General features: G+C 67.0%; 11 protein-coding genes. 5 read left to right on the top strand and 6 right to left on the bottom strand.

Annotation, left to right across the window (positions count from 1 at the left end):
- Positions 1-19: 19 nt before the first annotated feature.
- Both QX204_RS22310 and QX204_RS22305 read right to left on the bottom strand, forming a co-directional pair.
- Positions 20-1111 (bottom strand): Rv3169 family protein, encoded by a 1092-nt coding sequence (locus QX204_RS22310; RefSeq protein ID WP_301902020.1) that lies wholly within the window; start codon positions 1109-1111, stop codon positions 20-22.
- Between the two features lie 14 nt (positions 1112-1125).
- On the bottom strand, positions 1126-2250 hold the full coding sequence (locus QX204_RS22305; RefSeq protein ID WP_301902018.1) for a phosphotransferase family protein: 1125 nt from the start codon (positions 2248-2250) through the stop codon (positions 1126-1128).
- 582 nt (positions 2251-2832) lie between these two features.
- On the opposite strand from QX204_RS22305, the gene QX204_RS22300 reads away from it, so the two are divergent.
- Entirely contained in the window at positions 2833-4131 is a 1299-nt protein-coding gene (locus tag QX204_RS22300; RefSeq protein ID WP_301902016.1) for an MFS transporter, read from the top strand.
- 206 nt (positions 4132-4337) lie between these two features.
- Positions 4338-5693, top strand: coding sequence for a DoxX family protein (locus QX204_RS22295; RefSeq protein ID WP_301902015.1), 1356 nt, complete (start codon positions 4338-4340; stop codon positions 5691-5693).
- 10 nt (positions 5694-5703) lie between these two features.
- On the opposite strand, the gene QX204_RS22290 is transcribed toward QX204_RS22295, so the two are convergent.
- Positions 5704-6150, bottom strand: coding sequence for a nucleoside deaminase (locus QX204_RS22290; protein WP_301902013.1), 447 nt, complete (start codon positions 6148-6150; stop codon positions 5704-5706).
- Positions 6151-6285: 135 nt separating this feature from the next.
- On the opposite strand from QX204_RS22290, the gene cobA reads away from it, so the two are divergent.
- Positions 6286-7527, top strand: a complete 1242-nt coding sequence (cobA, locus tag QX204_RS22285) for a uroporphyrinogen-III C-methyltransferase (protein WP_301902012.1) — start codon at positions 6286-6288, stop codon at positions 7525-7527.
- A 78-nt stretch (positions 7528-7605) separates the two neighbouring features.
- Complete coding sequence (locus tag QX204_RS22280; RefSeq protein ID WP_301908073.1) at positions 7606-9066, top strand: MFS transporter; 1461 nt, start codon at positions 7606-7608, stop codon at positions 9064-9066.
- A gap of 18 nt (positions 9067-9084) precedes the next feature.
- Here the strand turns inward: QX204_RS22280 and QX204_RS22275 are convergent, their stop codons facing one another.
- The 3 genes from QX204_RS22275 to QX204_RS22265 are packed head-to-tail and all read right to left on the bottom strand — an operon-like array spanning position 9085 to position 12397.
- A complete protein-coding gene (locus tag QX204_RS22275) occupies positions 9085-9498 on the bottom strand; it encodes a PPOX class F420-dependent oxidoreductase (RefSeq protein WP_235569331.1) in 414 nt (137 codons plus the stop codon).
- A gap of 53 nt (positions 9499-9551) precedes the next feature.
- Positions 9552-10889 (bottom strand): aspartate aminotransferase family protein, encoded by a 1338-nt coding sequence (locus tag QX204_RS22270; protein WP_301902011.1) that lies wholly within the window; start codon positions 10887-10889, stop codon positions 9552-9554.
- 17 nt (positions 10890-10906) lie between these two features.
- Positions 10907-12397 carry a CoA-acylating methylmalonate-semialdehyde dehydrogenase gene (locus tag QX204_RS22265; protein WP_301902008.1) on the bottom strand — a complete coding sequence of 497 codons (1491 nt, stop codon included), beginning with the start codon at positions 12395-12397 and terminating at the stop codon, positions 10907-10909.
- A gap of 109 nt (positions 12398-12506) precedes the next feature.
- Here QX204_RS22265 and QX204_RS22260 point away from each other — a divergent pair, with 109 nt between their 5' ends.
- On the top strand, positions 12507-14129 hold the full coding sequence (locus tag QX204_RS22260) for a PucR family transcriptional regulator (protein ID WP_301902007.1): 1623 nt from the start codon (positions 12507-12509) through the stop codon (positions 14127-14129).
- The last annotated feature ends 2 nt before the right edge of the window (positions 14130-14131 follow it).

Below are 14131 nucleotides of genomic sequence, written 5' to 3'. Positions count from 1 at the left end.
TCTCGCGCGAGTGGTCCCGTCAAGGGGCGACGGAGGACCAATCGGCGAAACCTGTGGGGTCGTGGCGGCCCATGGAGGCGTGTTCGAACAGGCCCCAGCCTTCGGCGTCGCCGCAGCGGGCGTAGCCGATGTGGTCGATCACGCCGTAGGGGATACGGGCCTTGATCGCGGGGTCGGTGAGGTCGTAGGCGCTCGACAGCGACCAGTTCTCGCCCATCCAGCGGCCGTGGGTCCAGTCGGGGTCGGCGCCGTAGCCGCAGCCCACGTGCAGGGCGATGCCGGGGCGCGATTGGACCTCCACCTCGAGCGGTTTGCCGTCGGGCGTGGTCATGTCCAGACGCACCGACTTCGGGTGCCTGCTGCCGGACTCGTAGGACCAGTGCATGCGGGGCCAGCCCAGCTGTTCCTTGCGGCCGTCGTTCCAGATCCGGACCGCGTTGTTGAGCGTCCGGGTGCCGTCCGGTTCCTCCTGGATGATCACCACGATGGAGAAGTCCTGGAACCGCAGCGGTGCGTACAGCCACCAGAAACCGTCCATGCCGGTGGGTCGACCGGCGGGTTCCGGCTCGCCGGACGGTCGGATGCCCCAGGATCGGTCACGGCTGCCGGTCCAGACCGCCGGGTCCACCGTGTAGTCGATGCCGTCGACGGCGAGAGTGCCCGCCCACGAACCCAATTGGGCGAATCGGGAGGCCTCGATCATCGGACGGGTGCCGGACAGGATCAGGTGCGGCTGCTCCTGCACGGCGGGCTGCGCGCCGGTCCAGGTGAGGTCGAAAGCGAGATCGTCGTGTTCGCACACCACGCGCAACTTCTGCAACGGCTCGATCACCTCGAGCCGGTAGCCACCGACGGTGGTGTTCAGATCCCGTGCGGGGAGCGCGTCGGAGAACCGCACACTGCGCTGGGCGTCACCGTGGCGCACCACCGCGAAAGCGTCGACCACACCGAGATTCGGATATACGCCGAATCCGGTGATCAGCATCGCGTCGCCTGCGGGGTCGAAGGCGTTGAAGTAGTAGCGGTCGTAGAAATTCCGGTCGCTGGTGGCCACCCTCGCCAGCGACAGCGGGGTCTGATGGACCGGGTACTCGTCCAGGGGTACGGGCATGATCGCGCTCATGGTCAGTCCCACTCGTAGGTGCCGTCGAGCAGCGCCTCGAGGCTGAGGCGATGCATCACGTAGTCGTCGAGCTCGGCGGGCACGGTGTCCTCGCCGAAATGGATCATCCGGCACTTGATCCTGGCCATCACGATCGCGTGCCGCAGCGCGGCGTAGACGATGTAGAAGTCCAGATCACGCACCGAATGTCCGGTCAGTTCCTCGTATTTCGCCACCACCGCGTCGCGGCGAAGGAAGTCCGCGAGGCCGGGTTGGTCGAAGCGGGTCGCGATGTCCTGGAAGAACCTGTGGATGAAGATGGTCCAGCCCAGATCGAGTTCACGGGGCGCGAAGGTCGCCATCTCCCAGTCGAGCACCGCCGTCGGGGTGAAGCCTTCGAACAGGATGTTGCCGGGGCGGGCATCGCCCCAGTTCAGCACTTCGGGACCGGGATCGGCCGGCCAGTTGGCCTCGAGCCAGTCGAAGGATCGCTCGATCAGCGGGACCTCGACGTCATGGTCGGTCAGTGCCCACTTGTACCAGGCGCGCTGGGCCTCGAAGTGCCTGCGCAGCGCGGTTCCCTCGCCATCGAGCAGCGGAAAGCGCTGGGCTACATCGTCGATGGCGTGTACCTGCGCGATCACCTCGACGGTCGCGTCCGCAACCAGCTCGCGCTCGGCGGCGGTGGCGTCGAACAGCCAGCCGAAGAACACGTAGGGCGGATTGTCCGACGGCGCCCTGCCCTCGACCCGTTCCATCACCAGGAACGGTGAGCCGAACACGGAGTCGTCGAGTTCGAGCCAGCGCAGCGGTGGGACGGCGACCTCGGAGGCCGCGGCGACACCGGCCATCACCTGGTACTGCATGGCCAGGTCGTAGGACTCGAACACCGGGAACGAGCTGTCCTCCGGCGCCATCCGGATGACGAAGGACCCTTGTTCGGTGTTGCCGTCCGTCGACCATTCGGCGTCGAACAGGATGGTGGTGCTGGACATGCCGCCGCTGGACGGCTTGCTCAAATTGCTGACCGCGACGTCGCCGCCCACCTTGTCGGTCAGCCAGCTGGTCAGCCGTCCGGCGAGCTCGTCCAGATCGCGCTCGCTGACGGTGAGCGACATCTGCGCGGCCGGATCTTGATCTTCGGACATCTGTGCTGGCTCCCCTGTCGACAAAACTGTAACGCGTGTCACTTCTGGGTACCCGAAGACTATCCCGAATGTAAGCCCGGCGTCGGTGAGTGAGATTCAGGGTTGACAGGGTGTGGCCGAGGCGATCCCGTGTTTCGGTCCATCCTGCTGTCGCGGCGGGCGGGCTCAGATTCCGCGCCGCTCCGCGAAGCTCACGGAGTTTGCGGGAGAAACGCCTGCTCGGCCGGTTCGTGGCCGAGGCTAGCTTTGTCGATGACCACGACGGTTTTCGTCGGCACCGCCGCGTTCGCCGCGCCGTTCGGCAGTCGGGCAAGGTGCTCGATCGCGGACGGGCGTCCGGTGAATCAGGGAGGCTTGTGCCAGATTCATTGCTCTACGGCGGAACCATGAGCCACGTCGCGGCGTCTTACTAGTCGACAGGATCGACGACCTAGCTTCGCTCGGTCCGGGGGCTAATGGCAGGCATCGGGGGATACGGATGACGTTTGGACCGACAGTTGAGTCGTGGCGGGGAAGGCTTGAACGGTTCGAACCATCGAACGAGGAGTTTCTTCTGGCGCCGAACCGAACAGCGCAAGAGACGTGCTGACCCGGGTCGCCCTGATCGACCGATTCGGCGCGCTGTCGATCGGAGCCGACTATCGCCGCCTCTGGCTGGCACAGGCGTTCTCATCGTTCGGTGAGTATCTTTTTGCCAGCACGAGCACGGTCTGGGTGGCAGTTCGACTGTTTCCGGACAGTCCACGCCTACCCGCCTTGATCGGAGCGGTGATTCTCGCGGCGTCCGTGCCGCGGATCGTCGTCGGCCCGATCGCGGGCGTGTACGCCGATCGGTGGAATTCTCGCAAGACGATGATCGTCAACGATTGGATCAGAGTCGGAATATTCACGGCGCTGCTTACCTTCGTCCAGTTCGGTGATTTGAGTCCTGGCCGAACGTTCGTTGCGGTTGTCGTCTGTATTTTTCTCTCCGAAATCAGCGCGCAGTGCTTCAACCCGGCCAGGGCGGCGATCATGCAAATGATAATCCCGTCGGACCGACGGATCGAAGCCGCAAGTATGTCGATGTTCTCACTCACCGGCGTCGCCATCATGGCCACCGTCGCCGGACCGGCCGTATTCGGTCTGTTCGGCGCTCGGATAGCCATTTGTGTATGTATCACCACGTATGCGATGTCCTATGTGATGATGGTTCGTGTCCGCGGAAGTTATCGGCCGCAACGGAAGGTCTCCGGACATTTCTGGCTCGACTTTGCCGACGGTGCCCGGTCGGCATGGCATACCCCGATGTTGCGCGTGGTCCTTATCGGAGCTTGCTTCTACGGTGTATCGCTCGGTATAAACAGTTCGGTACTGGCGCTGTTCGGTCTTAAATCACTTGGGTTGAGTCCAGGGCAATACGGCGTCCTGGCGATGATGTTTCCATTTGGTAACTTAGTCAGTGCCGTATTCGGCGTCAAGCTGATCAGGCAGATCGGAGTGAACCGGTCCTATCTGCTCGCATTGTCGGCCCTCGGTCTCGGCTACGTTGCCTACGCATGCGTTGGACAGCTGGTGACGGCCTGTGCGGTTATGCTGATGTGCGGGGCGATATTCTCGATATACATCATGTGTCAGGGCCCGATTCTGCAAGAGGCGGTGCCGGAAGGGTACATGGGGAGAATCAGCGCGGTATTCGGTCCGATGGTGTCGATCACCTCGGCCGCGTCCACACTTCTTGCATCTCAAGCCTTGTCGTTCTCAGCAGGGCGAGGATTGACCGCCGGTGACGGCAGCCGGAGTGACCCGTATCGGCTGCTGATCATTTTCGGTGCTGCCTTTTTGTTCGTCGGAGGAGGCGGAATGTATCTCGTGCGCGCACGTGCGCACCGCTGTAGCTGATCGGATTCACCAGCGCACGAGGAAGGGCGGACAGGGCAGGGGCCTGATCGACACCTGGAGACGCTGGGCGGTGGGAGTCGGCTCCGGGATCGTCGAGTCGAGTCGAGTTCAGGGTTGGCAGGGTAAAGATCAGGGTTTTCCCGGACGCGCTCGGCGAGGGAGGCCGATTAGCTTCGGTAACAAAGGATCTCGACGGGGAGGTATGGGTGTCCACAGTGATCACGGAGCGCACGCACGACGATATTGCGAGCGCACCACCACCTACGCCGACCTGGCATCCGGTTACCCGGCTCGCGTTCCGGTTCAGTGTCGCCTATCTCGGTCTGTTCTGTCTGTGGATGGCTCAGGTGAGCTTCGTCTTCCTCGGCGTCTTCGCACTGTGGTTGCCCGAGGAGGCCGTGCTCTGGCAGATGCTCGCGCTCGAGCCGGTGAGCGCCTGGATCGGCGAGCACGTGTTCGGGGTCGAGGCCGCGCTGACCATGAGTGGCAGCGGCGACCAGGCGGCGATCTGGATCCAATGCGGCCTCGTGTCGATCGCCGCGGTGCTGATCACCGTCGTGTGGTCGGTGCTCGACCGGCGTAGGCGCGCGTATCCCCGGCTGCTCAGCTGGTTCCTCACCGCGTTGAGGTTGTTCGTGGGTGGGCAGATGCTGTTCTACGGTTTCGCGAAGCTGATCCCGACGCAGATGCCGGAACCCTCGCTGATCGCCCTGCTCACTCGTGTCGGTGATCTGACGCCGATGGCGATGCTGTGGACGCAAGTGGGATCCTCGCCCGCCTACGAGATCGCGTTGGGTACGGCCGAAGTGCTCGCCGGACTGCTGCTGTTCTGGCCGCGCACGGCGACGCTGGGCGCGATGCTGGGCGTGATCAGCATGGCGCAGGTGTTCCTGCTCAACCTCACCTACGACGTCCCGGTGAAGATGCTGTCCGGGCACCTGCTGCTGATGGGGCTGGTGCTGCTGGCCCCGCAGGCCCGGCGGATGACGAATTTCCTGGTACTGGAACGAGACTCGGAACCGGCCGTGCAACCGCCGCTGTTCAGGTCCGAGCGTGCGAACCGGTGGGCCACCGTGGCGCAGGTCGCGGTGGGGCTGTGGATCACCGTGGGGATGATCTTCGCAGGGATGGAGAGCTGGCGTGAATACGGTGGCGGCGCACCGAAACCCGAGCTCTACGGCATCTGGGAAGTCAGCGAGTTCAGCATCGAGGCCGCCCCGATCCCGCCGCTCACCACCGATCCGGCGCGCTGGCAACGCCTCGTCATCGACGTCGGCACCGCGGGCTACCAGCGGATGGACGACACGATCGTGCCGGTGCTCGCCACGACCGACCTGGCGGCGAACACGATGACACTCGCCGCCGCACCCACCGGCCCGGACCGGACCCCCGCCCCGTACGCGACATTCACCGTCGACCATCCCTCGGCCGACAAGCTGACCCTGCGCGGCGAACTCGACGGCCGACCCGCGACGGTCACCCTCGATCGCCTCGACCTCGAGCGATTCCCGTTGCGCAGCACGGACTTCCGTTGGGTACAGAACCAACCGAATTTCGGCTGAGATCGACCGGCTAGACCGCGCCGATGTCCTCGAACCAGAGTTCGGGACGGTCGGCGACGAACTCGCGCATCAGTGACACGCAGCGTGGATCGTCGAGCACGAGCACCCGGACTCCGTGTTCGGCGAGCCAGTCGTGGCCGCCGTGGAAGGTTTGCGCCTCGCCGATGATCACGGTGCCGATGCCGAACTGGCGCACCAAGCCGCTGCAATACCAGCACGGGGACAGGGTGGTGACCATGATCGTCGGGCGGTAGTCGCGGCGACGGCCCGCGGCGCGGAACGCGTCGGTTTCGGCGTGGACGCTCGGATCGTCGTTCTGTACGCGGCGGTTGCGGCCGCGGCCGAGCAGGGTGCCGTCGGCGTCGAACAGGGCCGCGCCGATCGGGATGCCGCCCTCGGCCAGACCCTGGAGGGCTTCGTCGTAGGCGATGTCGAGGAGTACCTGCGGCTGGGTCATGGTCTCCACTGTCCTGCCTGCTCGCCGGGTGGGCAACGCGGAACACCGGCTTCGAGGCGTCGATCGTGGATCGGCGGTGCGTCTGTCGGCGGGTGCGTTCGGGCCGCACCGAGCCAGGAACTAGGCTCCGACACTGTGCCGAACACCGCTGACACCGCATCGACCCCGCCCACAGGCGACCCGAACTACCTGGTCGGGCTCGATCTGCGTGGCCGCAGAGTAGTCGTCGTCGGCGGCGGAAGCGTTGCCCAGCGCAGAATGGGACTGCTCGTGGCCTCGGGTGCGGAGGTGCACGTGATCAGCCGAGTGGTCACTCCGGCTGTCGAGGGGATGGCTACGGCGGGGCAACTGCGCGTCGAACTGCGCGCCTACGCCGACGGCGATCTCGACGGCGCCTGGTACGCGATGGCCTGCACCGACGAGCCCGAGACCAATGCCGCCGTGGTCGCCGAAGCCACCGCCAAGCGCATCTTCTGCGTCCGTGCCGACATCGCCCGTGACGGCACCGCGGTCACCCCCGCGACCGCACGCTACGACGGACTGTCGCTGGGCGTGCTCGCCGGGGGCGAACACCGTCGCTCGGCCGCGGTGCGCAACGGCCTGCTCGAAGCGCTGCAATCCGGTGTGGTGACCGACGATTCGGAACCGGTGACCCCCGGCGTCGCGCTCGTCGGCGGCGGCCCCGGCGACCCCGACCTGATCACCGTGCGTGGTCGCAGGCTGCTCGCCCGCGCCGATCTGGTCGTCGCCGACCGGCTCGCCCCGCCGGAACTGCTCGCCGAACTGGGCCCGCACGTCGAGGTGATCGACGCCGCGAAGATCCCGTACGGCCGGTCGATGGCGCAGGAAGCGATCAACCTCGCGCTGGTCGAGGGTTTCAAGGCGGGCAAGTTCGTGGTCCGGCTCAAGGGCGGCGACCCGTATGTGTTCGGCCGCGGGTACGAGGAACTCGAAGCGTGCACCGAGGCCGGTATCCCGGTGACGGTGGTGCCCGGCGTGACCAGCCCGATCTCGGTGCCCGGCGCGGCCGGTATCCCGGTGACCCATCGCGGGGTGACTCACGAGTTCGTCGTCGTGAGCGGACACGTCGCCCCCGAGCATCCCGATTCGCTGGTCGACTGGTCGGCGCTGGCCAAACTGCGCGGCACCATCGTGCTGATGATGGCGGTCGAGCGGATCGACAAGTTCGCCACCGCGCTGCTGGAAGGCGGGCGCCCGGCCGATACCCCGGCCGCGGTCATCCAGGAGGGCACGCTGCGCACCCAGCGGGTGGTGCGCGCCGACCTCGCCACGGTCGCCGAGCGGGTCAAGGAAGAGGGCATCCGTCCGCCCGCGATCATCGTCATCGGCCCCACGGCGGGCTTCGGCCTGGACTAGCTTCGCGGGCCGCGCGCCCTCGGGTTACCGTCGCGCCAATTACACTGCCTCGTTGTGCTCGATAAACCCGCTGCGACGATGCAGTATCCGGTGACGGGGCGGGCCTTCGGTCTCGCCATCCTCGTACTGAGCGGCCTGCAGTTCATGGTCGTGCTCGACGGTACCGTCGTGATCTTCGCGCTGCCGCGGCTGCAGGAGGAGATGGGGCTGTCCAGTTCGGGCAGTGCCTGGACGGTGACCGCATACGGCCTGACCTTCGCCGGACTGATGCTGCTCGGCGGCAGGCTCGGCGACGCGTTCGGGCGTAAACGGATGCTGATCGTCGGCGTCGGGGTGTTCACCGCGGCCTCGCTGGCCTGCGGTCTGGCCACTGGCGAGGCCATGCTGCTGATCTCGCGCGCCTTCCAAGGTGCCGGCGCGGCGATCGCGGCGCCGACGGCCTTCGCGCTGGTCGCCACCACTTTCGCACCGGGGCCCGCCCGTAATCAGGCCATCGCGATCGTCGGTTCGATGGCCGGTATCGGGTCGGTCGGCGGTCTCGTCGTCGGTGGTGCGCTCACCGAGTTCTCGTGGCGGTGGATCTTCCTGATCAATGTGCCGATCGGCGCGCTCATCGTGGCGGGCGCGGTCTACAAGCTGTCCGACACCGAGCACCATCGCACGCCGCTGGATATCAAGGGCGCGATCCTGGGGACGCTGGCCTGCGCGACGATCGTGTTCGGCGCGACCGAGGGTCCGGCGATGGGCTGGACGAGCCCGGTCATCCTCGCCTCGCTGATCGGCGGGTTCGCGCTGCTGGTGATCTTCGTGGTGACCGAACGCCGTGAAGCCGATCCGCTGTTGCCCTGGTCGCTGTTCGACAGCCGCGACCGGGTCGCCACCTTCGCGCTGATCTTCCTCGCCGGTGCGATCCTCGGCGCGATGACGTTCTTCGTCGCCCAGTTGCTCCAGAATGTGCTCGGGTACAGCCCGCTGCAGGCCGGTGTCGCCTCGATTCCGTTCACCATCGGCATCGGTGTGGGTGGTGCGGTCGGGTCGAAGTTGGCGCTTGTGGTCGCGCCGCGCTGGTTGCTCGCCTCGGCCTCGGTCGTGCTGGCCGTCGGTCTGCTGTTCGGCTCCACGCTGGATCGGCACGTGCATTACCTGCCGACGCTGCTGGTGCTGCTCGTGGTAATCGGCTTCGGCGTCGGTGTCGCCATGGTGCTGGCCCCGCTGTGTGTGCTGGTCGGGGTACCGCAGTCGAATATCGGTCCGCTGTCGGCGGTCGGCCAGATGTTCATGAACCTGGCGACTCCGATCGCGATCGGCCTGTTGAGCCCGATCGCGGCGTCGCGCACCCTGTCGCTCGGTGGCACCGACGGCCGCGCGGCGGACATGTCGCCGACTCAGATCGATGCGCTCAACAGCGGATACACCCTGGTGCTCTTCGTCTGCGCGATCCTGGCGGTGCTGGCCGCCCTCGTCGCACTGACCCTGCGGTTCACCCCGCAACAGTTGGTGCAGGCACAGCACGCGCAGGAAGAGGCCCAGCGGAGCTGACTCCGCCGGGCCCGCTGCTCACAAGCGTCCGGTGACCTTGGTCGGGCTGACGCGGATGACGACGCGTTCGGCATCGTCCACCGATGCCGGGTTGAACTCGCGATACGGCTTGCCGGTGTACTTGAGCGACATCTCGTCGGGCAGCGCCCGTTCGGGATCCGGGGTGGTGGTGGCGGTTCCGCGGACCTCGGCGTAGAGGAACGGCCGCTCGGGCGGGTTCACCATCACGGTGATCCTCGGGTCGCGCACCAGGTTCTTGGCCTGCTGCCGGGAGACGGTGGTGGAGAACAGCAGCTCGTCACCTTCGCGTTTGATCCAGACGACGGTCAGATGCGGATGCCCGTTGGGTCCGACCGTGGCGACGGTCGCGTAGACCTTCTCCTCGTCGAGATACGTTTTCAGCTCATCGGAAAGCACGGCGGTATCAGTCACGCTCCGAGAGAACACCGAACGAGGCGGGCGCATTCCGCCCGCCGTGTGTCGGATCAGACGGTGTGCGCGTCGGCGACGGTGAGTGCCTGATCGAGGATGGCCAACCCTTCCTTGACCTCGGCCTCGGTGATCACGCACGGCGGAACCACGTGCAGGCGATTGAAATTGACGAACGGCAGCACCCCGCCGGCGCGGCAGGCGGCGACCAGTTCGTTCATCGCGGGGCTGGTGCCGCCGTAGGGGGCGAGGGGTTCACGGGTGACCCGGTCGCGGACCAGCTCGAGTGCCCAGAAGACGCCGAGCCCGCGGACTTCCCCGATGCTCGGATGCCGTTGCGCCAGTTCGCGAAGGCCCGGACCGATGACCTTCGCGCCGATGTCGGCGGCGTTCTCGACGATGCGCTCGTCGGCCATCGCGTTGATCGTCGCGACGGCCGCGGCGGTCGCGAGAGGATGACCGGAGTAGGTGAGCCCGCCGGGATAGGGCCGGTCGGCGAAGGTCGCCGCGATGGCCGCGCTGATCGCCACGCCGCCGAGCGGGACATAACCGGAGTTGACTCCCTTGGCGAAGGTGATCAGATCGGGCACGACCTCGAAATTGTCGATGGCGAACCACTTTCCGGTCCGCCCGAAGCCCGCCATCACCTCATCGGCGATGAACACGATGCCGTGCTTGTCGCACAGTTCGCGGACCCCGCGCATGTACTGCGTGGTCGGCACCATGATGCCCGCGGTGCCCGGCACCGACTCCAGGGCGATCGCGGCGATGGTGGCCGGGCCCTCCATCTCGATGGTGCGCTCGAGATGGGCCAGCGCGCGCTCGGTCTCCTGCGCCTCGTCGGTGGCGTGGAATTCCGAGCGGTACAGGAACGGGCCGAAGAAGTGCACGGTTCCGGTGTTGCCGTGGTCATTGGGCCAGCGGCGCGGGTCGCCGGTGAGGTTCACCGCCGTCTCGGTGCCGCCGTGGTAGGAGCGATAGCGCGAGAGCACCTTGTAGCGGCCGGTGTGCAGGCGCGCCATCCGGACGGCGTGTTCGACCGCGTCGGCGCCACCGTTGGTGAAGAAGATCGTGTCGAGATCGCCGGGCGTGCGTTCGCTGATCAGGCGTGCCGCTTCCGAACGGGCATCATTGGCGAATGACGGTGCGACAGTGCAGAGTTTGGCCGCCTGCTCCTGGATCGCGGCGACGACCTTCGGATGCTGGTGGCCGATATTGGTGTTCACCATCATCGAGGAGAAGTCGAGCAGGCGATTGCCCTCGCCGTCCCACACATAGCAGCCCTCGGCGGCGGTGAGCACCGTTGGCGTGAGAGCTGCTTGCGCGGACCAGGAATGGAAGACGTGGCGGCGGTCGAGTTCGTAGGCGCGAGCGGCCTCTGCGGAAAGCGTCATGTCGAGTCTCCCTCGGGTCACTTGTTCTGCGGGAAGCCGAGTTCCAGCCCACCGTGGCTCGGATCGAGCCAGCGGGCGGTGACCGCCTTGGTGCGGGTGAAGAAGTGCACGCCGTCGGTGCCGTGCGCGTGCGAGTCGCCGAACAGCGAGTTCTTCCAGCCGCCGAAACTGAAGTAGGCCATCGGCACCGGGATCGGGACGTTCACGCCGACCATACCCACTTCCACCTCGTGCTGGAACCGGCGTCCCGCGCCGCCGTCGTTGGTGAAGATGGCGGTGCCGTTGCCGTAGCGGTTCGCGTTGATCAGCGCCACCGCTTCCTCGTAGGTGTCGACCCGCACGACCGACAGCACGGGGCCGAAGATCTCGTCGGTGTAGACGCTCATGGTGGGCGTCACCTCGTCGAGAATCGTCGGGCCGAGCCAGAATCCGTCGGGCGCGCCGTCGACGGTGAGATCGCGACCGTCGAGAACCACACGCGCACCGGCATTTTCGCCCGCGTCGATGTATTCGGCCACGCGGTCGCGATGCGCGCGGGTGATCAACGGGCCCATCTCCGCCCCGCCTGCGCCGTCGCCGGTGACGATGCTCGCGGCCCGTTCGCTGATCTTGGCGACCAGGTCGTCGGCCACCCCGCCGACTGCGACGACCACGCTGATCGCCATGCATCGCTCACCCGCCGACCCGAAACCGGCGTTCACAGCGGCATCGGCCGCCAGGTCCAGATCGGCGTCGGGCAGCACCACCATGTGGTTCTTCGCCCCGCCGAGCGCCTGGACCCGCTTGCCCGCCACGGTGCCGCGCTGGTAGACGTACTTGGCGATCGGGGTGGAGCCGACGAACGACACCGCCTTGATCGCCGGGTTGTCCAGGAGTTCGTCGACGGCGACCTTGTCACCCTGCACGACGTTGAACACGCCGTCGGGCAGCCCCGCCTCCTGCCACAGCCGCGCCAACCACAGCGCCGCCGACGGATCCTTCTCGCTCGGCTTGAGCACCACCGTGTTGCCCGCGCCGATGGCGAGGGGGAAGAACCACATCGGCACCATGGCGGGGAAATTGAACGGTGCGATGATCGCGACCGGGCCGAGCGGCTGACGGATCGAGTAGATGTCGACCTCGGTCGAGGCGTTCTCGGTGAATCCGCCCTTGAGCAGATGCGGGATGCCACAGGCGAATTCGACGACCTCGAGACCGCGGGTCACCTCGCCGAGCGCATCGGCGGCCACCTTGCCGTGTTCGGCCGTGATGACCGCGGCCAGTTCCGTTCTGCGTTCGGCCAGCAGCTCGCGGAAGCGGAACAGCACCTGGGTGCGGCGGGTGAGCGAGGCATCACGCCAGGACGCGAAGGCGACCGTCGCGGCGTCGATCGCGGCGCGGGTATCGGCCACGTTCGCCAGCGCCAGCTCCCCGGTGACGACGCCGGTGGCGGGATTGGTCACCGGTGCGGTCGCCTCGCTGGTGCCGCTCACCGATTTGCCGTCGATCCAATGGCCGATGGACTGCATGAATGCCTCGATTCGCCGAGTGGTGTCGTGCCTCCACCCTGGTCCATCCGGAGCTTGGGAAGGGCCGACGATCTGTACACATTTGCGGCATTCGTATTACGATTTGTCAGTGCTGTTGACGGTGGCCGATGTGCTCGCGACGTCGGTGATGCAGGCCGGGCAACCCGAGGTCGTCTGCGCCGCGAACCTGGACCGGCCGGTGCGCTGGGTGCATGTCAGCGACCAGGCCGACGTCGCCGATGTTCTGGTCGGCTCGGAGTTGATCCTGACCACCGGGCAGGCGCTCGCCGCTCCCGAGCAGGCACGGATCGCCTACCTGCGATCGCTGTCCGGCGCCGGTGTCGCGGGACTGGTCGTGGAACTCGGCAGCTATGTGAGCGAACTCGGTCCCGCTGTCGCCGCCACGGCCGCCGAACTCGCGCTGCCGGTGATCGTGCTGCATCGGGTGACCCGCTTCGTGGAGATCACCGAAGCCGTCCACCGCGCGATCGTCGCCGACCAGTACGCCGAACTCGAGTTCGCGCGCACCGTGCACGAGACGTTCACCGACCTCAGTGTGCGCCGTGCCGCGCTGGCCGAGATCGTGCAGACCGCCGCGAGCATGCTCGACGCGTCGGTGGTCCTGGAAGACCTCTCGCATCGAGTGCTGGCGGCCACCGCCCGGCACGCCACTTCGGCCGCGCTACTGGAGGATTGGGAGGCCGTCTCGCGGATGCTGCCCGACGGATCCGGCGTGGTCGGGGTCGGACCGCACACGCAGCGCTGGGGCAGGCTGATCCTGCGCACCGACCGAACCCATACCGCGCGGGTCGCCATGGTGCTCGAACGCGCCGCGCAAACCATCACCCTGCACCGGATGATCGACAAGGACCGCTTCGGGCTGCACCGGCAGGCTCAAACCGGCCTGATCGCCGACCTGGTGGACGGGCGGGTGACCGACGAGCGCGACGCCCAGGCGCGCGCCGCGGCGCTCGGTCTGCGGCGGCGCGCCCGCTACGTGCCGCTGGCGATCGAGATCGACACCGAGTCGACGACGGATCCGGTCGCGGCCCAACGACGCAGTGAGTCGATCGTCGAAGCGGTGACCCATGCCCTCGGCCTGGTCGACGCCTCGGCGCTCAGCGCGGCGGCGCACCGGCGAACGCGCGGTGGGACCGACGGCGAACAGGTCACCGTGATCCTGGCGGTGACTCGTGGCGGCCATGTCGATGACCACTTGGCGCCCGTGTGCACCACGGTCCTGGCCGAGACCCGTCGGATCGAGGGCGTGCGTCGTGCGGTCATCGGCGTCGGCGCCGACTCCGATTCGCTGCTCGACGCCGCGGGCGGACTCGCGCATGCGACGGGCGTGGCGGAGGTGGCCCGGTCGATGACGACGACCCCGAGCCGAATGTTCTTCCGCAGCGCGGACATTCGCCTACGTGGTCTGCTCTCGCTGATCCGCGACGAACCCGGCGTGCAGAGCTTCGCCGAGGCCGAACTCGGCGCGCTCCTGCGCTACGACATCCGCCACGCCGCCGACCTCACCGGCACCCTGCGCCGCTTCCTCGACCTGGCAGGCAACAAGACCGAACTCGCCAAGGCGCTCGCGATCAGCCGACCCACGCTCTACGACCGCCTCGCCCGCATCGAACGCATTCTCGCCGTCGACCTCGACGACGGCGAATCGCGCACCTCCCTGCACGCCGCGCTGCTCGTGCGCGACCTGACCACGGGCGGCGACGAGCTCTGAGT

This window comes from Nocardia sp. PE-7, assembly GCF_030486425.1.
Taxonomy (GTDB): Bacteria; Actinomycetota; Actinomycetes; order Mycobacteriales; family Mycobacteriaceae; genus Nocardia; species Nocardia salmonicida_A.
Note: the sequence above shows the minus strand (reverse complement) of the source record. Positions and strands in the feature narration are given on the sequence as shown.

Bases quoted from the DNA above. Each gene is read 5' to 3' on its own strand.
- QX204_RS22265 (WP_301902008.1), bottom strand. From the start codon at position 12,397: ATGCAGTCCATCGGCCATTGGATCGACGGCAAATCGGTGAGCGGCACC.
- QX204_RS22280 (WP_301908073.1), top strand. From the start codon at position 7,606: ATGCAGTATCCGGTGACGGGGCGGGCCTTCGGTCTCGCCATCCTCGTA.
- QX204_RS22305 (WP_301902018.1), bottom strand. From the start codon at position 2,250: ATGTCCGAAGATCAAGATCCGGCCGCGCAGATGTCGCTCACCGTCAGC.
- QX204_RS22310 (WP_301902020.1), bottom strand. From the start codon at position 1,111: ATGCCCGTACCCCTGGACGAGTACCCGGTCCATCAGACCCCGCTGTCG.
- QX204_RS22290 (WP_301902013.1), bottom strand. From the start codon at position 6,150: ATGACCCAGCCGCAGGTACTCCTCGACATCGCCTACGACGAAGCCCTC.
- QX204_RS22270 (WP_301902011.1), bottom strand. From the start codon at position 10,889: ATGACGCTTTCCGCAGAGGCCGCTCGCGCCTACGAACTCGACCGCCGC.